Source organism: Janthinobacterium sp. FW305-128 (assembly GCF_020858135.1).
Lineage (GTDB): Bacteria > Pseudomonadota > Gammaproteobacteria > Burkholderiales > Burkholderiaceae_D > Janthinobacterium.
In genome coordinates this window covers 173,262-195,234 of record NZ_JACYMK010000014.1, presented here as the reverse complement: position 1 = coordinate 195,234, position 21,973 = coordinate 173,262, and the positions used below count along the sequence as shown (strand labels likewise).

The 21,973-nt window shown below is 64.0% G+C and carries 16 protein-coding genes and 1 pseudogene; 12 read left to right on the top strand and 5 right to left on the bottom strand.

The window, feature by feature from the left end:
* Positions 1 to 6: 6 nt before the first annotated feature.
* Positions 7 to 660 (top strand): sulfite oxidase heme-binding subunit YedZ, encoded by a 654-nt coding sequence (locus tag IGS60_RS25865; RefSeq protein ID WP_121668329.1) that lies wholly within the window; start codon positions 7 to 9, stop codon positions 658 to 660.
* Here IGS60_RS25865 and IGS60_RS25860 read toward each other — a convergent pair.
* Positions 657 to 839, bottom strand: coding sequence for a lipoprotein (locus tag IGS60_RS25860; RefSeq protein ID WP_070221692.1), 183 nt, complete (start codon positions 837 to 839; stop codon positions 657 to 659). The two genes, IGS60_RS25865 and IGS60_RS25860, sit on opposite strands and share 4 nt — an antisense overlap.
* Positions 840 to 879: 40 nt before the next feature.
* On the opposite strand from IGS60_RS25860, the gene cyaY reads away from it, so the two are divergent.
* A complete protein-coding gene (gene cyaY / locus IGS60_RS25855; protein ID WP_070221691.1) occupies positions 880 to 1,209 on the top strand; it encodes an iron donor protein CyaY in 330 nt (109 codons plus the stop codon).
* A gap of 138 nt (positions 1,210 to 1,347) precedes the next feature.
* On the opposite strand, the gene IGS60_RS25850 is transcribed toward cyaY, so the two are convergent.
* On the bottom strand, positions 1,348 to 3,693 hold the full coding sequence (locus IGS60_RS25850; protein WP_230506602.1) for a penicillin-binding protein 1A: 2,346 nt from the start codon (positions 3,691 to 3,693) through the stop codon (positions 1,348 to 1,350).
* A 300-nt stretch (positions 3,694 to 3,993) separates the two neighbouring features.
* Here IGS60_RS25850 and pilM point away from each other — a divergent pair, with 300 nt between their 5' ends.
* The 10 genes and pseudogenes from pilM (at position 3,994) to IGS60_RS25800 (ending at position 18,393) form a co-directional block, all read left to right on the top strand.
* On the top strand, positions 3,994 to 4,626 hold the full coding sequence (pilM, locus tag IGS60_RS25845; protein WP_070292335.1) for a pilus assembly protein PilM: 633 nt from the start codon (positions 3,994 to 3,996) through the stop codon (positions 4,624 to 4,626).
* On the top strand, positions 4,623 to 5,198 hold the full coding sequence (locus IGS60_RS25840; protein ID WP_230506601.1) for a PilN domain-containing protein: 576 nt from the start codon (positions 4,623 to 4,625) through the stop codon (positions 5,196 to 5,198). The genes pilM and IGS60_RS25840 overlap by 4 nt, the downstream gene beginning before the upstream one ends.
* Before the next feature lie 150 nt (positions 5,199 to 5,348).
* Positions 5,349 to 6,362 carry a pilus assembly protein PilP gene (locus tag IGS60_RS25835; RefSeq protein WP_230506600.1) on the top strand — a complete coding sequence of 338 codons (1,014 nt, stop codon included), beginning with the start codon at positions 5,349 to 5,351 and terminating at the stop codon, positions 6,360 to 6,362.
* An 86-nt stretch (positions 6,363 to 6,448) separates the two neighbouring features.
* Positions 6,449 to 7,780, top strand: a pseudogene (locus tag IGS60_RS25830) (type IV pilus secretin PilQ); the annotation flags it as partial.
* Between the two features lie 112 nt (positions 7,781 to 7,892).
* Positions 7,893 to 10,103: a hypothetical protein gene (locus tag IGS60_RS25825; RefSeq protein WP_070312502.1), complete on the top strand. Its 2,211-nt coding sequence runs from the start codon at positions 7,893 to 7,895 to the stop codon at positions 10,101 to 10,103.
* Between the two features lie 60 nt (positions 10,104 to 10,163).
* On the top strand, positions 10,164 to 11,825 hold the full coding sequence (aroKB, locus tag IGS60_RS25820) for a bifunctional shikimate kinase/3-dehydroquinate synthase AroKB (protein WP_275528113.1): 1,662 nt from the start codon (positions 10,164 to 10,166) through the stop codon (positions 11,823 to 11,825).
* Positions 11,826 to 11,827: 2 nt separating this feature from the next.
* On the top strand, positions 11,828 to 12,979 hold the full coding sequence (locus IGS60_RS25815) for a deoxyguanosinetriphosphate triphosphohydrolase (RefSeq protein ID WP_230506599.1): 1,152 nt from the start codon (positions 11,828 to 11,830) through the stop codon (positions 12,977 to 12,979).
* 355 nt (positions 12,980 to 13,334) lie between these two features.
* The gene (gene dsrO / locus IGS60_RS25810; RefSeq protein WP_070221683.1) at positions 13,335 to 14,045 is read left to right on the top strand and encodes a sulfate reduction electron transfer complex DsrMKJOP subunit DsrO; all 711 of its coding nucleotides are present in this window, start codon (positions 13,335 to 13,337) and stop codon (positions 14,043 to 14,045) included.
* 3 nt (positions 14,046 to 14,048) lie between these two features.
* Positions 14,049 to 15,161, top strand: a complete 1,113-nt coding sequence (gene nrfD / locus IGS60_RS25805; RefSeq protein ID WP_230506598.1) for an NrfD/PsrC family molybdoenzyme membrane anchor subunit — start codon at positions 14,049 to 14,051, stop codon at positions 15,159 to 15,161.
* Between the two features lie 10 nt (positions 15,162 to 15,171).
* Positions 15,172 to 18,393, top strand: coding sequence for a molybdopterin dinucleotide binding domain-containing protein (locus IGS60_RS25800; RefSeq protein ID WP_230506597.1), 3,222 nt, complete (start codon positions 15,172 to 15,174; stop codon positions 18,391 to 18,393).
* Here the strand turns inward: IGS60_RS25800 and IGS60_RS25795 are convergent.
* Genes IGS60_RS25795 through mutY form a run of 3 tightly spaced genes read right to left on the bottom strand, consistent with a single transcriptional unit; the run spans position 18,390 to position 21,966 of the window.
* Entirely contained in the window at positions 18,390 to 19,013 is a 624-nt protein-coding gene (locus tag IGS60_RS25795; protein ID WP_230506596.1) for a response regulator transcription factor, read from the bottom strand. The two genes, IGS60_RS25800 and IGS60_RS25795, sit on opposite strands and share 4 nt — an antisense overlap.
* Positions 19,010 to 20,803 carry a sensor histidine kinase gene (locus IGS60_RS25790; protein WP_230506595.1) on the bottom strand — a complete coding sequence of 598 codons (1,794 nt, stop codon included), beginning with the start codon at positions 20,801 to 20,803 and terminating at the stop codon, positions 19,010 to 19,012. Before IGS60_RS25790 ends, IGS60_RS25795 begins: the two co-directional genes overlap by 4 nt.
* Positions 20,803 to 21,966, bottom strand: coding sequence for an A/G-specific adenine glycosylase (gene mutY, locus IGS60_RS25785; RefSeq protein ID WP_230506594.1), 1,164 nt, complete (start codon positions 21,964 to 21,966; stop codon positions 20,803 to 20,805). Before mutY ends, IGS60_RS25790 begins: the two co-directional genes overlap by 1 nt.
* Between the last annotated feature and the right edge of the window lie 7 nt (positions 21,967 to 21,973).

The window sequence follows — 21,973 nt, the reverse complement described above, 5'->3', positions numbered from 1 at the left end:
AAGACCATGGCCCTCAATCCCTCGACCAGGCAGTTGTCGCTGCTGAAAAGCCTGATCTTTTTGCTGGCGCTGCTGCCGTTCGCACGCATGGTCTGGCTGACGTACACGGGGCAACTGGTGGAGCCGCTGGAATTCATCACGCGCGGCACGGGCGACTGGACCCTGTATTTCCTGTGCATCAGCCTGGCGGTGACGCCCTTGCGGCGCCTCACCCAATGGAATTGGCTGATCAAGCTGCGGCGCATGCTGGGCCTGTTTGCGTTTTTCTACGCGGCGCTGCACTTCACCACGTTTTTATGGTTCGATCACTTTTTCGATCTGCAGGAAATGTGGAAGGATGTGCTCAAGCGGCCGTTCATCACGGTGGGCTTTATTGCCTTTGTGTTGCTGATTCCGCTGGCCGTGACGAGCACGAACGGCATGGTCAAGCGCCTGGGCGGCAAGCGCTGGCAGTGGCTGCACCGGTTGATCTATGTGATCGCGCCGCTCGGCATCCTGCACTTCTGGTGGATGAAGGCGGGCAAGCACAATTTCGCGCAACCGATCCTGTTCGGCAGCATCGTCGCGCTACTGCTGTTAATTCGCGTGGTTTTCGCCTGGAGCAAGCGCGTCAAGAACGCCAGGGCGGCGCATGCCGCCGCCCCGGTGCGCTCCGTTTAGGTCGCCGGCACGATGACGGGCGGCGGCGGCACGGGGGCCGGTTCGACGGGGCCTTTGGCCGGTGCGCCCTTGGCCGCTGGCGGCTTGGGCAGATACAGGGGGCCGGGCTGGCCGCAGCCGGCCAGGACGCTAGAAACCACAATGGCGATGCCGATATAAAACGCTGAGGATGACTTCACGATTAGAATCACGGTTTGATTAAGATCTTTGGAGTGTAGCATGAGCGAATCGGAATTCCTGGCCCTGGCCGAAGCCACCCTGACCCAGATCGAGGCGGCATTGGACCGGCTGAACGATGAAGACGTGCTCGACGTCGAATGCAGCCGCAGCGGCAATGTGCTGGAAATCGAATTCATCGACAACGGCACGAAAATCATCGTCAACAGCCAGGCTCCCATGCGCGAAATGTGGGTGGCCGCCCGTTCCGGCGGTTTCCACTACAAGCGCGTGGGCGACGAGTGGATCAACACGCGCGACGGCTCGGAACTGTTTGCGGCCTTGTCCGGCATGGCCAGCGAGCAGGCGGGCGCACCGGTGGTATTGAAGTAATTGTTTTAGCCGCGCGCAATAAAAAAGGGCAGCCTGCATGGGCTGCCCTTTTTGCTTGCGTAATCCGACAACATCTGGCGCCGGCGTGGTGTCGGGTGACGGCCTGCGGCCTAACCCGACCTACTCCATGCGCTGCCGTCAGAACAACTCGTTCTTCACGGCTTCTTTCGCCTTTTCTTCTTCCGGCGTACCGCGCGCCGCGCCTTCCAGGCTGCCGACGCCCGTGCCCGGCGGATTTTCCGCATAGTAGTACTCATCGCCCACGCGGATCAGGCCTTCCGGCACGGCGCGCTCCTCGACGGGAATGCTTTTCAGGGCTTTCGCCATGTAGCTGATCCAGATCGGCAAGGCCAGGCCGCCGCCCGTTTCGCGGTTGCCCAGGTTGCGCGGCTGGTCGTAGCCGATCCAGGCGATGCCCACCAGCTTGGCCTGGTAGCCGGCGAACCACGCGTCGATGGAATCGTTGGTCGTACCCGTCTTGCCGGCCAGGTCAGGGCGTTTCAGGGCCATGGCCTTGTTTGCCGTGCCGAAGCGCACGACGTCGTTGAGCATGCTGTTCATCATGAAGGCATTGCGCTCGTCGATAACGCGGTTGGCTTCCTCGCCCGCCAGGTCCGGCTTGGCTTGCGACAGGACATTGCCGTCGCTGTCGGTCACCTTGGCGATCAGGTACGGGTTGATCTTGTAGCCGCCGTTGGCGAACACGGCGTAGGCGCCGGCCATCTGCAGGGGCGTCACGTTGCCGGCGCCCAGTGCCAGGGTCAGGTACGGCGGGTTCTTGTCCGCGTCAAAGCCGAAGCGCGTCGCGTATTCCTGGCCATACTTGGCGCCGATCTTGTGCAGGATGCGGATGGAAATCATGTTCTTCGATTTCATCAAGCCCTTGCGCATGGTCATCGGGCCATCGTATTTGCTGTCGTAGTTCTTCGGTTCCCACGCCTGGCCGCCCGTCTGGCCCGCGTCGAACGAGATCGGCGCATCGTTGATGATGGTGGCCGGCGACAGGCCCCGTTCCAGCGAAGCGGAATAGATGAAAGGCTTGAAGGCCGAACCGGGCTGGCGCCACGCCTGCGTGACGTGGTTGAACTTGTTGCGGTTGTAATCGAAGCCGCCCACCATGGCGCGGATGGCGCCGTCCGTGGTGCTGGCCGAGATGAACGCCGATTGCACTTCCGGCATCTGCGTCAAGACCCAGGCGTTGTTTTCCTGCATGACACGGATCACGGCGCCACGCTTGATGCGGCGGTTCGGTGCCGCTTTTTCCGACAGCCAGGCCGCACCGAAGGTCAGGCCGGGGCCGGTAATGGTGATTTCCTCGCCGGCCGAGGTGACAGCCTGGATGGACTTGGGCGAAGCTTGCAGCACCATGGCGGCGATGATGTCGTCGCTGTCCGGGTGGTCGGCCAGCTCCGTCTCGATCGCGTCATCGGCTTCGGCCTTGGTCTTCGGAATCTCGATATACGCTTCCGGGCCGCGGTAGCCGTGGCGTTTTTCGTAATCCATGACGCCCTTGCGCAAGGCGATGTAGGCGGCGTCCTGGTCGGCCTTGGTGATGGTGGTGTAGACGTTCAGGCCGCGCGTATAGGTGTCTTCCTTGAATTGCTCGTAGACCAGCTGGCGCGCCATTTCCGACACATATTCCGCGTGTACGCCGAAGGCGCTGCTGTCGGTTTTCACTTTCAGCTCTTCATTTTTCGCTTCTTCGTACTGCGCCGGCGTGATGTAGCCCAGTTGCGCCATGCGCTGCAGAATGTATTGCTGGCGCATGCGCGCGCGTTTCGGATTGACGACGGGATTGTAGGCCGACGGCGCTTTCGGCAAGCCGGCCAGCATGGCCGCTTCGGCCACGGTGAGGTCCTGGATATTCTTGCCGAAATAGATTTGCGCGGCCGAGGCGAAGCCGTAGGCACGCTGTCCCAGATAAATCTGGTTCATATACACTTCGAGGATCTGGTCCTTGCTGAGGTTTTTCTCGATCTTCCATGCCAGCAAGACTTCATACGCCTTGCGTTTCAAGGTCTGTTCGCTGGACAGGAAGAAATTGCGCGCCACCTGCTGCGTGATGGTCGAGGCGCCTTGCTTGGCGCCGCCCGTCAGGTTGTGCAGGGCCGCACGGGTGATGCCCAGGTAATCGACGCCGCCATGCTCATAAAAGCGGTCATCTTCGATGGCCAGCACGGCTTTCTTCATGACATCGGGAATATCCTTGATGTGCACCATGTTGCGCCGTTCCTCGCCGAACTCGCCGATCAGCACACTGTCGGACGTGAACACGCGCAGCGGCATCTTGGGCTTGTAATCGGTCAAGGTATCGAGCGCCGGCAGGTTCGGATAGGCCATGGCCAGGCCGAAGACCACCAGCAACACGCCGACGATGCCCAGGCCCAGCAGCGATGCCAGGGCCATCAGCAGGAAACGTTTGGGTTTGCTGCCCTTGGTGGGCGGCTTCGAGCCAGCGGGGCCAGCGGATTTTGAAGATGTCATGCGTCGTATGTCTTTCGGTTAATTATGCCGGCCAATTATAAGCGAGCTTGCCGGGGTGGCAGCGCGCCGTGGCGCTTGCCGGGGGAGTGTTGAAACTTGCCGATACTCTATATAAGCGTGTATTGGCCCGCTGGCAACCAGGATTTGGTAACAATTATCCTGCGCCAGATCACGGCCCCGCCAGATAGGCGCCGCGCGCCGCAGACACCAGCGTGAAATCCGTTTACAAGCCAGCGCTGCCGGGACTAGGCTTGCGGATGGCAGGACTTCCTTCCACGCTGACGTTTCTCTATGAAAAACATGTCCATCAGCAGTCTTCTTGGCACCGGCTTGCTGGGCGTCGACATCGCGGACGACGCCGTGCGCGTGGTCGAGTTGATACGCCGGCGGGGAACACTGGCGTGCCGGCATTGCGGCAGCGCCGCGCTGGCGGCAGGAGTAATGCGTGAAGGCATGATCGAAGATCTGCAGGGCCTGGCTGCCGCCGTGCGCCTGGCATGCCGCGACAGTGGCAGCGGCTGCACGCGCGTGGCGCTGGCCATGCCGGCCACGGCCCTGATCACGCATGCGATCCGCCTGCCTGCCGGATTGCCGGAGGAACAACTGGAAATCCTCGTGGAACTGGAAGCGGGACAATACATGCCGTTTGCGCTGGAAGACGCCAACCTGGATTTTTTCATTCTCGGCCCTGCGCCGCCGCTTGCCGGCCAGACCGGCAGCGAGATCGACGTGCTGCTGGTGGCGGCGCGGCGCGCCAGCGTGCAGCGCCGTCTCGATGCGGCCAAGGCGGCCGGCTTGACGCCCGTCATTATGGATAGCGAGGCGCTTGCCTTGCAGGCGGCGCTCGCGCAGGGCGGCTGGCAAGCCTTGCCCGGCGGCGGCCTGAACTATCAACTGGCCTGGGGCCTGGCCATGCACCGGTACGCCCGATGAAGGCCGTGGCGGAAGTGCCATGCATCAATCTTTTGCCGTATCGCCAGGCGGCACGCCGCAGGCGTATTCAGCGGCTGCTGTGGCAACTGGCCGGTGGGGCGCTGTTGGGATTGCTGACGGCCTTGGCGGCGGGCGCCTGGCTGCAGCACCAGCTCGACGTGCAGTTGCACCGCCAGGAGGGCTGGCGCCATGCAATGCAGCAAGTCAATACGGTCCTTGTCACAGGCAAGCGCGTGCAGGGCGAGACGGCGGCCCTGCTGCTGCGCCAGCAAGCCATTGCTAGTCTGCAAGCGCAGCGCAACGTCTGGGTACGCATGCTGGCGGTTCTGGCCCAAGCGATGCCGGCTGGCGTCGCCCTGCACAGTGTGCGCCAGGAAACGGCGATGGTGCGCCTGCAAGGGCAGGCCGTTTCGCAGGAAAAGGTCGCGGCACTATTATTGGCGCTGGAGCAGGCCGCGCCCTGGTCCCGGCCGGAAGTGATGGAAGTGCGCGGCGCGGCAGATGGCGCCGTGGAATGGACGATACGGCTGGCTTTGGCACCCGCTGGACAATCTTGGAGCCTATCCCAGTAGGGAGCGTCTTTTGCAGGCAGCACATCAGGAGCGCGGACAAGGCCCGAGGAGGACGCGTGGCGAGCCATGCGACGACTCCCCGCTTCTGAGGGGCGCTTGCAAGAGATGTATTCATCTACTGGGATAGGCTCTTAGTCGTGGAGGTTGATCATGCTGAGCTTGAAGACCGCGTCACTGTGGCCGCTGCCGGCGCGCCTTGCTTGCGCTGCGCTGGCCGGCATGCTGGTGACTGCCCTGCTGCATGCCACATGGCTCGATGGACTGATGGCTGCAGTGCGATTGGCGCACAGTGAGGAAGCCCGCTTGCGCGCCGATTATCTGGCGGCGCAGGCCAGGGCAAAGCAGTTGCCGCAGTGGCGTGCAGAGCAACGTCAGGCCGGCGCCGAGCTGGCCCTGCTGGAACAGCAACTGCCTGACCAGCAGGCGATGGCGGCGCTGTTGACGGACATTAATGCCGCCGGCCAGTCGCGCGGGCTGCAATTTTCACTGTTCAAGCCGGGCGCGGCGCGGCCGCAAGCGCCGTATGTCGCCTTGCCGATCACGATACAGTTGCGTGGCGGCTACCACGCCATGGGCGCGCTGCTGGCAGACCTGGCGCGCCTGCCGCGCATCGTCACGGTGCATGCGCTGGCCTTGACCCTTGGCAAGGATCGCTTGCTGACCCTGGATGCCGTGTTGCAGGCGTATCGTTTGCCCGAAGCGGGGGAGCTGGCGGCGCAAGCGGCATTACCTTCAAAGGGCAGTGCGTCGGCATGGCGCCCGCTTGCCGCTGTCGCGCCGCATCCCTACGAGGCGGCGGCCCTGGCCGATCCATTTAATGCCTTGCCGCCCGCGCCCGGACAGCGTGGGGGCGTGGCGGGGCCGGACCCGCGCCGCGTGCGCGAGCCGCTGGAAAGCGTGGCCTTGCCTGCCATCACCATGGTCGGCAGCGTGCAACAGGACGGGCGCCTGAACGCGCTGCTGCTGGCGGGCCAGCGCGTGTACCGTGTGGCCGTGGGCCAGTATCTGGGGCAAGACCACGGTGTGGTGACGGGCATCAGTGAACAGGCCGTGCAGTACCGTGAATTGCTGCGCGAGGCGGATGGCCCCTGGCGCGAGCGGCGCGGCAGCCTGGCCTTGCAGGTGGCAGGGGCGAAGGCCAGCCTGCCCGAGGCGGCGCCATGAGGCCGCTCCGCATGCTCGTGGCCGCCATGCTGTGTCTGCATGCCGGTGTCCTTGCCCAGGAGGCGGTGGTGCAGGTGACGGCGCCGCGTCTGTATGCGGGCGATAAAATCTCCGTCGATTTCCAGAACGTGGGCGTGCGCGCGGCCTTGCACATCCTGGCCGATGCGTCCGGGCAAAACATCATCGCCAGCGATAGCGTGGCGGGCAATGTAACCCTGCGCCTGCGCGACTTGCCGTGGGACCAGGCGCTCGACGTGCTGCTGCAGGCCAAGGGCCTGGACATGCGGCGCAATGGCAACGTGCTGTGGATCGCGCCGCGTGAGGAAATCCTCGCGCGCGAAAAACTGGAGCTCGAAACGCGCGCGCAGATCGCGGAACTCGAACCCTTGCAATCGGCCATCTTCCAGCTCAATTACCAGAAGGCCGAAGCGTTCCGCGCCGTGTTCGGCCTGGACGCGGGGGAAGGGCGCAGCCGGCTGCTGTCGCGCCGTGGCAGCGTGCTGATCGAGCCGCGCACGAATCAGCTGTTCGTCACCGACGTGCCGGCGCGCCTGGAGCAGATCCGTCAGCTGATCGCCAAGACGGATATTCCAACCCGACAAGTCATGATCGAGGCGCGCATCGTCGAGGCGAACGACAGTTTCAGCCGCAACCTGGGCGCGCGCCTCGGTTTTACGGACCAGCGGCTGGCGGCGGGCCAGGTGCCCGGTTTTTCGCTGGGCGGCAGCGGACGCCGCGCGGCCATCGGCGGCACGTATCAGGGCGTGGGCGAGGCGACGGGGCAAACGGTGGCGGGCAGCGGCGCCTTCGTGCCGAACACGCAATTCGTCAACTTGCCGGCCGCCAGCATCAACGGCTTGCAGCCGGCCAGCTTCGCCCTGAGCCTGTTTTCGGCGGCCGCCAACCGCTTTCTGAACCTGGAGTTGTCCGCGCTGGAAGCGGACGGCAGGGGCAAGATCATTTCCAGCCCCCGCGTGGTGACGGCCGACAAGGTGCTGGCGCTGATCGAGCAGGGCATCGAACTGCCGTACCAGGTGGCCACCAGCAGCGGCGCCACGTCGATCACGTTTCGCAAGGCGAACCTGCGTCTGGAAGTGACGCCGCAAATCACGCCCGACGGCAACGTGGTGCTGGAAGTGGACGTCAACAAGGACAGCGTGGGGCAGGAAACCCGCTCCGGTTTCGCCATCGACACCAAGCACGTGCGCACGCAAGTGATGGTGGAAGATGGCGGCACGGTGGTGCTGGGCGGTATTTATCAGCAATCGGAGCGGGGCACGGACAGCAAGGTGCCGCTGCTGGGCGACATCCCCGTGTTTGGTGTTTTTTTCCGCAGCACGGGCCGCAGTCAAGAAAAAACGGAACTGATGGTGTTTATTACGCCGAAAATAGTGGCAGATCGGCCAGCAACACGTTAATGTCACATCTTTACGTTTAAGTAACAATGCAAACGAAAGCGGACTGATGGCGACTATGCGGAATTTTTCTTTTGGCAATACTTCTTGGAGTAGGGTATCGAATTGGCTGGTCATGCTGGCGCTGGGCTCCCTGCTGGCCGCCTGCGGCGGCGGCGGCGGTGATCCGACCCTCGATGGCGGCAGCAGCGGCGGCACGACGGGCGGCGTGGCCGCGACGGTCATGGTGAGCCTGTTGAACGCCGCTGGCCAGCCTAGCAATGCATTGAGCAGCACGACGCCGCTGACGGCCAAGGCGCTCGTCAACGATAAAAATGGCGTTCCTATCAGCAATGCCGTGGTCACGTTTTCGGCCGACCCCGCGCTGGTAACGTTGTCATCGACCAACGGCACGGCGCTGACCGACGCCAAGGGCTATGCCAGTATCACCGTCTCGGCCTTGAATGCGACGGTCACCGGTGCCGGCAAGCTGACGGCCACTGTCGCGGCAGGCACCGCTATGGTCACCGGCGACGCCAGTTATGAAATCAAAACGGCCCAGGCATCGGGCGCCAAAATGACACTGGCGCTGCTCAATGGCGGCAGCGCCAGTAACGCGCTGTCGAGCGCCATGCCGCTGACGGCCAAGGCGTTGGTGACCGATTTGAACGGAAAACCGATCAGCGACGTGTTGGTGGCATTCTCGACTGACAATACCATGGCAGTGATGTCGCCATCGGTAGGGACGGCACTGACCGATGCGACAGGTACGGCCAGCGTAACGCTGCGTCCTTTCAGTCTGTCGGCCAGCGGCGCCGCCACGTTGCGGGCGACCACGACGGCCAATGGTGCCGTTGCCAGCAGCCAGATCAATTATGTGCTGGGAGCCACCGACCTGAGTGCGGAGAACATGCGGTTTTCGCCCGCCAGCATCCCGGCCTATGGCACCACCAACGTCACGGTTGATGTCATGGCTGGCACCAGCCTGTACACAGGATCAGGCCAGACGGTAAATTTCAGTTCGACTTGCGTGCAGGCCGGCAAGGCTAGCGTGACCAGCGGCGTGCCGGTAGTCAATGGCAAGGCCACAGCTGTTTTCCGCGACCTGGGTTGCAATGACTACGATATGGTCAATGCCACAGTGGCGGGCAGCGCTTCCATGTATCACGCGACGCTGCCGATCGGCCGCGTCGCGCCGGCATCGGTACAATTTTCCAGCGTCAGTCCGGTAGGAAAATCGATCGTGATTCAAGGGCAGGGCGGCATAGCGCGCACGGAAATGGCTACGCTCACTTTCCGCGTATTCGATACTTTCAACAAACCTCTGGTCGGCCAGGAAGTGACGTTTTCGTTGTTGAACGGCCCTGGCATGACGCTCAATAAAGTGAAAGACACCACGGATGCCAATGGTGACGTCATCACCACCGTGAATTCCGGCACCACCCCGACCACCTTCCGTGTTAAGGCCAGCCTGGCCTCTGGCATTTCCACCTTGTCCGATTCCATCCTAGTAACGACGGGTTTGCCTGTGCAAACGGCGTTTTCGCTCAGCTCCGTCAAGTCTAGCGTGGAAGGCTGGTCGTATGACAGCCCCTTAGGCACCCCTGCCACGACCGTCACTATCTTGCTGGCAGACCAAGCGGGCAACCCTGTTCCTGACGGCACGCCGGTGGTATTTCAGAGCAATTTGGGCGCCATCGGCTCGTCCAGCATGGGCGGCTGCACTACCATGAATGGTGGCTGCTCGGTCGACTTCCGCAGCCAGAACCCGCGTGTGGCGACCAATCCACCTGTCACGCCCTGCAATGATGTCAGCAATGGCGGCACGGCCGACAGCCTGTGGCCCGGTCTTGCTACCGTCTGCGCCAGCACTTCGGACGGCAACAAGACGTTGTTCGCGAAGATCGCCATCTTCCTGAGCGGCAGCCGTCCCGAGAATGTCATGCTGTTCGATCAGTCGGCCCAGGTAAGCCTGGATCGCAGCACCTATGATCTTGGAAGCGTTTCAGCCGCTGCAGTGCGTCAATTCAGCTTGAGATTCAGCGATTTGCATCAAAACCCCATGCCCTCTGGGACCACGGTCGCGATTACGAATATGATCAATGGCGTTGGATCCATTACTCCGGACAGCATACAAAATATCTATCCGCACAACACGCTTGGCGTGGATGACCGTACCGGAGGCAACATTCAAGGTAACCAGGGAGGCCGGCATGCCGTTACAATTAACAGTCTGACGCCGACAAATTGTGTAGCGAATGTGGTCAGCACGTTTAATGTAACAGTGACGACGCCGCTGGGTAACGCCACCAGTTACCCGTTTAGACTGACATTCTCCTGTCCTTGACGTAAGGGGAAACGGGCGCCGTAGAGGCGGCGCCTGCTTATTTTCTGATTGATATAAAAAGTGTCCGAAATTTCCAACAGTAATATCTTTCTTGTCGGCCTCATGGGCGCAGGCAAAACCACGATCGGGCGCATCCTGGCCCGCAAGCTGGGCTTGCGCTTTGTCGATTCCGACCACGAAATCGAGGCACGCACGGGAGCGACCATCCCGTGGATCTTCGAGATCGAGGGCGAGGCCAGTTTTCGCCGGCGCGAGGCCGAGGTCATCCGCGACCTGAGCGCCCAGGAAGGGATCGTCATGGCCACAGGCGGCGGGGCCATCCTCAACGCCGACAGCCGCGCCTACCTGAAGGAGCGGGGCACGGTCGTGTACCTGCGCGCCAGCGTCAGCAACATCCTGGCGCGCACCAGCCACGACAAGAACCGCCCCCTGCTGCAGACGGCCGACCCGCGCAAGAAGCTGGAAGAATTGACGGCGCAACGTGAGCCCCATTACATGGAAGTGGCCGACATTGTCATCGACACGGGCCGTCCTAACGTACAATCGATGGTTCAGACCATCCTGATGCAGCTGGCCAGTCTCGAATGCGAGGCCTCGCCCAACTGCGTCATTCATGCAGAGCCTTCGATGAACGAGCAATCCAAAATGTTGTTGAGCGTAGACCTCGACGAACGCAGTTATCCGATCGCCATCGGTCCCGGCCTGCTGGCCGACGCCGATGCGCTGCTGCGCCATATCAGCGGCCACAAGGTGGCCATCGTCACCAATACCACCGTCGCGCCGCTGTACCTGGGCCGCCTGCAGGCGGCGCTGGCCAGCGATGGCCGCGAAGTGATCTGCATCGTCCTGCCGGACGGCGAAGAATATAAAAACTGGGCCAGCCTGATGCAGATCTTCGATGCGCTGCTGGCCAATAAATGCGACCGCAAGACCACGCTGGTGGCGCTGGGCGGCGGCGTGATCGGCGACCTGACCGGCTACGCGGCGGCCAGCTACATGCGCGGCATCGGCTTCGTGCAGGTGCCGACCACCCTGCTGGCGCAGGTCGATTCTTCCGTCGGCGGCAAGACGGGCATCAACCACCCGCTGGGCAAGAACATGATCGGCGCCTTCTACCAGCCGCGCGCCGTGATCGCCGACACCTCGACCCTGGAAACCCTGCCGGCGCGCGAGCTGTCGGCGGGCCTGGCCGAAGTGATCAAGCATGGCGCCATCATCGATGCCGCGTTTTTCGACTGGATCGAAGCGAACATGGACAAGCTGATGGCGCGCGACAAGGGTGCGCTCGCCTATGCGATCGCCCGCTCGTGCGAAATCAAGGCCGACGTCGTGCGTCAGGACGAGCGCGAAGGCGGCTTGCGCGCCATCCTGAACTTCGGACACACCTTCGGCCACGCCATCGAGGCGGGCCTGGGCTACGGTCACTGGCTGCACGGCGAAGCCGTCGGCTGCGGCATGGTGATGGCGGCCGACCTGTCCTGCCGCATGGGCTATATCGACCAGGCGGCCGTCGAGCGCGTGCGCAAGCTCGTCGCCGCCGCCGGCCTGCCGGTGAAAGCGCCGGACCTCGGTGTCGAGCGCTGGCTGGAATTGATGGAAGTGGACAAGAAGAACGAGGGCGGTGCCATCAAGTTCATCCTGTTGAAACCCTTGGGCAGCCCGTGCATCACGTCCGCGCCGCACGAACTGGTGCTGGCCACCCTGGCCGCCGGAGTGCAATAGGCATGACGCCGGAAGACGCCCTCGCCCAAGGATGGCTAGCCCCCTATGCCGCCCATTCGGCACAGGGGCAGGGACGTCGCTTTGCCGAGGCGGCGCACGCCTCGCGCAGCCAGTTCCAGCGCGACCGCGACCGCATCATCCATTCCTCGGCTTTCCGCCGCCTCGAATACAAGACCCAGGTTTTCCTCAATCACGAGGGAGACCTGTTCCGCACGCGCCTCACGCACAGCCTGGAAGTGGCACAGGTGGGCCGCTCCATCGCGCGCAACCTGCGCCTGAACGAAGACCTGGTCGAAGCCATCGCGCTCGCGCATGACCTGGGCCACACGCCGTTCGGCCACGTGGGCCAGGACGTGCTCAACGAGTGCATGCAGGCGCACGGCGGTTTCGAGCACAACCTGCAAAGCCTGCGCGTGGTCGACACGCTGGAAGAGCACTACGGCGCTTTCGATGGCTTGAACCTGATGTTCGAGACGCGCGAAGGCATATTAAAACATTGCTCGCTCGCGCATGCGCGCGAACTCGGTCCCGTGGCGCAGCGCTTTATCGACCGCACGCAACCGACGCTGGAAGCGCAGCTGACCAACCTGGCCGATGAAATCGCCTACAACAGCCACGATATCGACGATGGCCTGCGCTCGGGCCTGATCACCATCGCGCAGTTGGAAGAAGTGGAATTCTTCGGCCGCCTGTGGCACGACGTGCAGCAGGCGTTTCCCGGCCTGTCGGGCCGGCGCGCCATCTACGAAACCCTGCGCCGCCTGATCACGGCCCTGGCCGACGATCTGATCGTCACGTCGAATGCCCTGATCCTCGACGCCGCGCCGCGCGACGTCAGCGAAGTGCGCGCCAGTCCGCCGCTGATCCGTTTTTCGGACGCCATGCGCAAGGATGCGACGGAGCTGAAGCGCTTCCTGCGCGCGAACCTGTACCGCCACTACCAGGTCAACCGCATGCGCGTGAAGGCCAGCCGCATCGTGCGCGAACTGTACGACAGCTTCATGGCCGAACCGGCCCTGCTGCCGCCCGATTATCAGGTCAACGGCGATGATGTGACAAAGCAGGCGCGCAAGATCGCCGACTATATCGCCGGCATGACGGACCGCTACGCGATCCGCGAGCACCGCCGGCTTTATTCGCTCGACGAGCTGTAACGGTCACTGCGTGGACTGACATGCCCGCGACGCTTCATGTCGGGTTACGCCGTGCCGGCTAACCCGACCTACCTATGCAAGCGGTCATGGGGAATCTGACGTAGGTCGGATTAGCGCAGCGTAATCCGACATGTCTGCGCGATACCACGACACTTCATGCCAACAATGTTGTCGGATTACGCGCTGGCGCGCCTCGGCGGCCCCGCTAATCTGACCTACTCCGCATTGTCGATCCTGTCAATTGGCATGATCATCTAGGTCCCCGCACGATCACCCCAATATCCGTACGGCAACTTCTTTTCTATCATGGCAGCAAGTCAACAAGGGCTTGCCGCCCATCGTCAAGGAGAGTGTCATGATCGAATCGCGCCGCAGTTTCTTGCGCGCCTTGCCAGCCGTTACCATTGGGGCGGCCATCGCGCCGCTGCCAGGCAAGGCCGCCACCAGGGGCGAAGGCGGCCAGCGCTGGGCGATGGTGGTCGATGTGCAGAAATGCATCGGCTGCCAGGCGTGCACGGTCTCCTGCATCATGGAAAACGCCGTGCCGGAAAACAGCTTTCGCACCGTCGTCTCGACCTATGAAGTCAAGGAAGAGAACCGCTGCGGCACCTACATGCTGCCGCGCCTGTGCAATCACTGCGCCAATCCTCCCTGCATCCCCGTCTGTCCCGTGGGCGCCACCTTCCAGCGCAAGGATGGCGTCGTCGTCGTCGATGGCGACCGTTGCGTGGGCTGCGCCTACTGCGTGCAGGCCTGCCCCTACGATGCGCGCTTCATCAACCACGAGACGGGCAAGGCCGACAAATGCACGTTCTGCGCACACCGCGTCGACGAAGGCCTGCTGCCGGCCTGCGTGGAAACCTGCGTGGGCGGCGCGCGCATCTTCGGCGACCTCAATGATCCGGACAGCATGGTGCACCAGCTGCTCAGCGAGAACAAGGTGAAGGTGCTCAAGCCTGAACAGGGTACCCAGCCCCACGTGTTTTACCTGGGACTGGACACGCGCTTCGCCGGCCACGTCGAGGGCGAAGCGACACTTTGGCAACCGAGCAAACACGGGAAATAAACCATGGACAGCCACATCACCGAAATTGTCAACGTCACGCGCGAAGCGGCATGGCTGCCGTGGGCGGTGCAGTATTTTTTCCTCATCGGCCTCAGTTACGGCAGCTTCATGCTGACCCTGCCGTACTTCGTCTTCGGCCGCAAGGCGTATGAACGCCTGGGGCGCATCGCGCTGCTCGCGTCTCTCGTCTGCGGCATGACGGCGCCCGTGGCGCTGCTGGCCGACTTGCACGGGCCGGGCCGCTTCTACCATTTCTACATTTACTTCCAGCCGCAGTCGTGGATGTCGTGGGGCTCGTTCTTCATCCCCCTGTATCTGGGCTGTCTGATGCTGTACGCGTGGCTGGCGCTGCGCGGGGACTTCGCCACGCAGGGGCAGGGTCGGGACCGCCTGGCCTTTGCCTATCGGCTGCTGGGACGTGGCGGCGCCGCATCGCGCCAGGCCATCATCACCGCCGCCGCCTTCACCCTGCTCGCCGCCTTCGTGGTGGGGCTGTACACGGGCATGGAAGTTATGGTGGTGCGCGCCCGTCCACTGTGGTTCACGCCGTTCCTGCCGGCGCAATTTGCCGCCACGGCCTTTGTCGGGGCGGTAGGCCTGGCGCTGCTGTTCAACCGTTTCCTGCCGGGCCGCGACATGGAGCTGGAAGTGTCCTTGAACCGCGCGCTGGCCCTGTCGCTGGCGCTGGTGCTGGCATTGGGCGGCGGCTGGCTGTTCGTCAGCCTGTCCGGCGTAAGCGCCAGCCACAGCATGGCTTTTACCCAGGTGGCGGGCATGCCGCAATGGCAGTTCACGGCAGTCTGGGCCGTGCTGTCGTCGATCGTGCCGATGGCCCTGGCCATCTGGCGTCCCGCCACGAGTGGCCTGGTCAACGGCCTGATCGCGCTGCACTGCGCCTGGATGATGCGCTGGACGATTTTCATCGGCGGGCAGAACATCCCGAAGACGGGCGCGGGCCTGTACGACTACCACCTGCCGATGGGGAACGACGGCTTGATGGGGATTATCGGCACGGCCGGCCTGTGGATCGCGCTGCTGTTGCTGATGCTGGAATTTTTGCCATGGGCCGGACGCGTCGTCGCTGCACGCAGCCGTCCCGCCATGGCCACGCACTGAGGAGTCAACAATGAACGATCAAATACACAACGACGACCGCAACGACGTCCCTGAAGACGAAAAAGAAAAACGCCGCAAGCTGCTGCGCTATGGCGCCATCGGCGGTGGCCTGGCCGCCTTTGCCGCCAGCTTTTCCACCACGGCCGGCCGCATGGTCGACCACGCGCTGGGCAAGGACAAACCCGTACAGCGCTTGCACGGCAATTCGCTGGCGCCCGAGTTTTCCGTCGACACGGCCACGGGAAAATTGACGGTCAATCCCGACCAGCAGGTCAGCTACACCATGTGCATGGGCTGCACCACGTTTTGCGGCGTGCGCGTGCGCCTGGATAAAAAAAGCGGCAAGGTGCTGCGCGTGGCGGGCAATCCGTACAGCCCCCTGTCGGCCGATCCGGCGCTGCCGTACCAGACCCCGATACGCGAGAGCTTCATTTCCCTGTCGCGTTTCGAGGAAAAGGGCTTGAAGGGACGTTCCACCGCTTGCGGCCGCGGCAACGGCGTGCTGGAACAGATGGAGTCGCCGTTCCGCGTGCTGGCGCCCATGAAGCGCGTGGGACCGCGCGGCGGCGGCCAGTGGGAGCCGATCGCCTTCGACCAGTTGGTCAAGGAAGTGACGGAAGGCGGCGACCTGTTTGGCGAAGGCCACGTGCAGGGCTTGCGCGCCTTGCGCGAGCTGGAAAAACCGATCGATCCGGCGCAGCCGGAACTGGGTCCGCAAGTCAATCAGGTGGGCCTGATGTGCAGCACCGACGATGGCCGCCTGGCGTTCGGCACGCGTTTTTTCAAGCAATCGTACGGCAGTCTGAACCTGGTCAACCACGGCTCGTATTGCGGCGGCGCCTACCGCAGCGGCTCGGGCGCCATGTTCGGCGACATGAAGAAAATGCCGCATGCGAAAGTGGACCTGGAAAACACGGAGTTCTGCATCTTCGTCGGCACGGCGCCCGGCAATGCGGGCAACCCGTTCAAGCGCCAGGGCACCTTGATCGCGAAAGCCCGTTCGGGCAAGCGCGACTTCAGCTACGTCGTCGTCGACCCCGTGCTGACGAATGCGGACAGCCTGGCCGCGGGCGACCGCAGCCGCTGGGTGCCGATCAAGCCGGGCACGGATGGCGCGCTGGCCATGGCCATGATCCGCTGGATCATCGAGCACGAACGCTATGACCGCAACTTCCTCGTGCAGCCGAACCTGAAGGTGGCGGAAGCGGCAGGCGAAGCCGCCTGGTGCAACGCCACGCATCTGATCATCAGCGAGAAGGGCCATCCGCGCGACGGCCGCTATCTGCGCGCGTCGGACATCGGCGCGGTGGAACTGGCGGAAGAGGAGCGCTACAAGGATGGCGACGCGTTCTGCGTGATCGACGCGGCCACGCAAGCGATCATGCCGCACAATGCCGCCAAGGGCGAAGCGCGCCTGTTCTTCGACGGCCCGCTGGACGTGGCTGGCGCGCCGCTGCATCTGAAGACGGCCATGACGATGCTCAACGAAGAAGCGCAGCGCCACAGCATGGAGGACTATTCCAGCGCCTGCGGCATCCCACTTGACATCATCGAAGGCCTGGCGCGGGAACTGACCAGCCACGGCAAGCGCGCCGCCGTCAATGCGCACGGCGGCATGATGTCGGGCGCCGGCTTTTATAACGCGTATGCGCTGGTCATGCTCAATACCCTGATCGGCAACTTGAACCGCAAAGGCGGCACCCTGATCAACGGCGGCAGCTTCAAGGATGCGGGCCCCGGCCCGCGCTACGACCTCGAGAGTTTCGACGGCGAGATCAAGGCGGCCGGCATGCCCATCGGGCGCAACGTACCGTATGAAAAAACCTCGGAATTCAAGCTGAAGAAGGAAGCGGGCAAGGCGTATCCGGCCAAGGCGCCGTGGTATCCGAACGCGCCCGCGCTGGCCACCGAATGGCTCACCAGCGCCATGAACGGCTATCCGTACACCTTGAAGGCGCTGATCCTGTGGAGCTGCAATCCCGTCTACGGCATCACGGGCTTGCGCGCGCAGATCGGCAAGGAGCTGGCCGATCCGAAGAAGATTCCCCTGATCGTCGCCATCGATCCCTTCATCAATGAAAGCTCGGCGTTTGCCGACTACCTGCTGCCCGATACCTTGCTGTATGAAAGCTGGGGCTGGGCCGGCGCCTGGGGCGGCATGCCCGTCAAAATGAGCACGGCGCGCTGGCCCGTGGTCGAACCGCGCGTGCAAAAGACGCCGGACGGCCAGAGCATCTGCATGGAATCGTTCTTCATCGCGCTGGCCAAAACGATGGCCTTGCCCGGCTTCGGCCCGGAAGCCCTGCAGGACATGGAGGGCCAGCGCTTCCCCCTGCAGCGCGCGGAAGACTGGTATCTGCGCGGCGGCGCCAACATCGCCTGGCAAGGCAAGACGGCCGTGCCTGAGGCGAGCGACGACGATATCGCGCTGTCCGGCGTGGCGCGCATCCGCCCAGAACTGGAGCGCACCCTGAAGCCGGAAGAGTGGCGCAAGGTGGCCTTCATGCTGGCGCGGGGAGGGCGCTACCAGAGCTATGGCGAGATGTTCGGCCTGCGCCTGCCGCCGCCAGCGAATGCCAAGGCACCGGCAGCGCCCGTGCCGGTGCTTGATGAGACGCCGTATCCGCAGGACTGGTCCACGCACCGCTACCTGAAGCCGATGATGCTGTACAACGAGGGCCTGGGCGTGAGCAAGAACAGCTTGAGCGGCAAGCGTTTCCCCGGCACGCCCGCGTGGAGGGTGGCGGCTTTCGCCGACGGCACGCCCGTGCGCAAAACCTACCCGGCCAGCGAGTGGCCGTTCGAGTTGATCAGTTTTAAATCTGCGCTGCAAAACTCGTACAGCATCGGCGCGCGGCGCTTGCGCGGCATCCATCCGGACAACCCCGTCGCCGTGCATCCCGACGATGCGGCGCGCCTGAAGCTGGAAAATGGCGACCAGATTTATCTGGAGACGCCGGGCGGCAAGGCCAGGGCCACGGTGATGCTGCGCCACGGCGTGCAGCGCGGCGTGATCGCCGTCGAGCACGGTTTCGGCCACAAGGAGCACGGCGCGCGCGCCCACCGCATCGGCAAGCTGCGCCAGCCCGACGAACCGGCCATCGGCGCGGGCATCAACCTGAACGACCTGGGCTTGACGGATCCGAGCCGCGGCGACAAGAACGTGTTCGTCGATCCCGTTTCGGGCACGTCGGTGCGGCAGGGGCTGCCGGCGCGCATTGTGCGGGCCTAGATTTGCCCACCCGCCATCAGCAGCCGGGCTATCTCGGCTGCTGAATGCAGGCCCAGTTTTTCCATCGTGTTATGGCGGTGCACCTGCACCGTCTTGTCGCTGATGCCCAGTTCGCGGGCGATGACTTTCGACGCTTTGCCTTCGGCCATCAGCAGCGCCACTTCGCGCTCGCGCGCGGTGAGCCTGGCCAGCGCCGATTGCGCAGTATTCGCGCTGGCGGCGCTGCGGCTTTCTTCCACGCTGCGGGCCACGGCACGCGAGACGGCGTCCAGCAATACCTGGTCCTTGCACGGCTTTTCCAGAAAATCGCAGGCGCCCGCCTTCATCGTCTGCACGGCCATGGCCAGGTCGCCGTGGCCGCTGAGGAAAATCACGGGCAGCGATATTGCGTGTCCGGTCCTGTTATTCAACTCCTGCTGCAGTTCCAGTCCGCTCATCAATGGCATGCGCACGTCGAGCAGCAGGCAGCCCGGCACATGGCCCTCGTAGCGCTGCAGGAAGTCGCGCGCCGATTCGAACGTCTGCACTTGCCAGCCGGCCGAATCGAACAGATAGGCCAGCGAGCGGCGCATGGCGGCGTCGTCGTCGACGACAAAGATGATCGCATCGCTTTCGTTCATGGTGTTTCCTTATCTGCTTCCATATGCGTATCTTCGGGCAGGCGGAACCAGACCGTCAAGCCTGGCGCATCGGCGTTGGCATGGGCCGACAGGCTGCCGCCGAACGACTCGATGATGCTTTTGCTGAGGGACATGCCCAGGCCCAGGCCTTCGGCCTTGGTGGTAAAGAAGGGCTCGAACAGGCGCGCCATCTGCGCCGCATCGAGGCCGCAGCCGGCGTCGCGCACGGCCACCGTGCAGGCGCCGTTTTCGCGGTGCAGCAGCACGCCGATCGGGTGCTGCGGATGGTCGTTTTCCACCTGCGCGTCGAGCGCATTTTTCAATAAATTGAGCAGCACCTGCTGCACCTGCTGCGGGTCGGCCAGCACGCGCGGTGCGGCGCTGGCCGCCTCGTGACGCCAGCTGATATTGGCTTGCGGATGGGCCGCGCGGAACAGCGATACCGCCTGCTCCACGGCGTCGGCCAGCGCGAAGGCCGTGCTGTGCGCGGGACGCTTTTGCGCCATCGCGCGGATGTGCCGGATGATGGCGCCCGCGCGCTCGCTTTGCGTGGCGATTTCCTGCGCGCCGTCGAGCAGCGGCGCCGCGTCGAGCCGTCCCGCCGCGATGCGGCGCGCCATGCCGCGCGCGAAATTGCCGATGGCCGCCAGCGGCTGGTTCAATTCGTGCGCGATGGCGCTGGCCATTTCGCCCAGGATGGCCAGGCGCGCCGTGTGGTCGAGCGTGGCCTGGCGCTGGCGCGCCTGTTCTTCCAGCGCGCGCTGCTGGTGCTGCGCCGCGCGCAATTGCTCCGTGCGCCGGCTGACCAGGTATTCCACGCGCACCGTATGCACGGCCCAGGCCACCAGCAAGGCCAGCACCAGCAGCATCCAGCCCCAGTAGCGGCGCAGGGCCGTCTCGAACGTCAGCTTGTTCAAATAGGCGTAGGGGCCGATGCGCAGTTCGCGGAACAGTTCATCGACGATCTGGTAATCGCTGGGCACCGTCCAGCTGTAGCCTTCGCTGGTGCGCGGCATGGCCAGCAGGGCCTGCGCCACTTTTTTTGCCAGCGGGGGCGGCGTCTGGCGCAGGGCCACGAAGGGCCAGTCCGGATACAGCCGCGACGAGCTGGCGCAGCGAAAACCGGGAATCGGACGCGTGGTGATGACGCGCAGTTCCTCGGCCCGCACTTCGCCGCGCGCCACCATCTGTTCCAGCAGGCAGGTGCGCACGATGCCGGCGTCCATGCGGCCAGCACGCACGGCCTCGACGATCTGCTGCGAAGGAAAGCCGCTGTAGCGCAGGCTGGCAAAATCGTGCGCGGGATCGATGCCCGCTTCCTGCAGTTCGCGCGCCGCGATCTGGTAGCCGCCAAACGCGTCGGGCGCCACCGCCATCACGTTCTTGCCCGCCAGGTCGGCCAGGTCGTGCAGCGGCGACGCGCTGCGCACGACGATGGCCGAGCCGATGGCCTGGCGCGGCGAGTCCGTCCACGGCGATTCGAGCGTGGCGATGCGGCTGGCGCCGTCGCTGTGTTCGAGCGCCACGTAGTGGCCGCTGCTGGTGATGGCAAAGGCGATGGCCTGCGCCTGCACGGCCCGCGTCAGGCCCGCCTGGTCGTAGTCTGCCAATGTAAAACGGATGCCGGGGATGCTCGCCTGCAGGTGGCGCGTCACGTACGACCAGTCCTGCTGCACGGCGTCGCCGCCCTTGTAGGCCAGCACACCGATGCGTACCTCCGGCAGCGCGTCAGCCGCCTGGACGCCGTGCAAATACAGCGCCGTCAGCGCGAACAGTAAAAAACGCCGCACTAGAACATGCTGCGCTGCGCCGCGCGCGTATCGCCGAACAGGTCCAGCAGCAGTTTCTTGATCGGTGCGGGCAGCGGCGCGTCGGCGATTTTCTCGCCGTCATACCAGACGTGCGTCGCTTCTCCGGCCAGCGCCAGGCGGCGCGCCAGGGTGATGCGGCAGGGGACGATGTGCAGCTTGTAGTGGGTAAACACGTGGACAATGGGCAGCAGCCGTTCCTGCGTTTCGATTTCACCGAACGGTGCCACGGCGCGCGCCAGTACCTGTTGGTCTATCTCGCGCGGTGTGACTTCATCGGCCAGCACGTGGCCATCGAGTTCCGGCAGCGACAGCAAGCCGCCCCAGATGCCCGAGCCGGGGCGCTGCTCCAGCAGCACCTGGCCGTCGTCGATGATGACGAGCATGACGGCATGTTTTTCCGGACTGGTTTTCTTCGGCTTGCGTACAGGTAAGTCTTTGACCCGATGGGTGGCGTAGGCCACGCAGCGCGGCTGCAGCGGGCAGCGGCCGCAATCGGGGCTGCTGCGCGTACACAGGGTGGCGCCGAAGTCCATCAGGCCCTGCGTGTAGGCCTCGATACCTGTTTCAGGCAGCAGCGCCTCGGCGCGGCGCCACATGGCTTCCTCGACCCGTTTTTCGCCGGGATAGGCGTCGATGCCGAAGGTGCGCGCAAACACGCGCTTGACGTTGCCGTCCATGATGGCCGCGCGCGTGCCGCTGGAAAACGCGGAGATGGCAGCCGCCGTCGAGCGGCCGATGCCGGGCAGATCGGCCAGTAGCAGCGGGTCGCTGGGGAACACGCCGTCGTATTCGGCCACCACGCGCTGCGCGCACTTGTGCAGGTTGCGCGCCCGCGTGTAGTAACCGAGGCCGCTCCACTGCGCCATCACGTCTTCCACCGGGGCTGCGGCCAAATCGCGCAGGGTGGGGAAGCGTTCGAGGAAGCGCGCGTAGTAAGCGAGCACGGCGGTGACCTGCGTTTGCTGCAGCATGATTTCGGACAGCCAGATCAGGTAGGCGTCGCGCGTATTCTGCCACGGCAGCGCATGGCGGCCATGCTGCTTTTGCCAGGCGATGACGGTGGCGGAAAAAGTCGGGTCGACGTAATCTTCCAAAGGTGCCGCGCCCGTGGCGGGCGAGAGCGGATGCAGCAGACGTTTCATGCAGGAT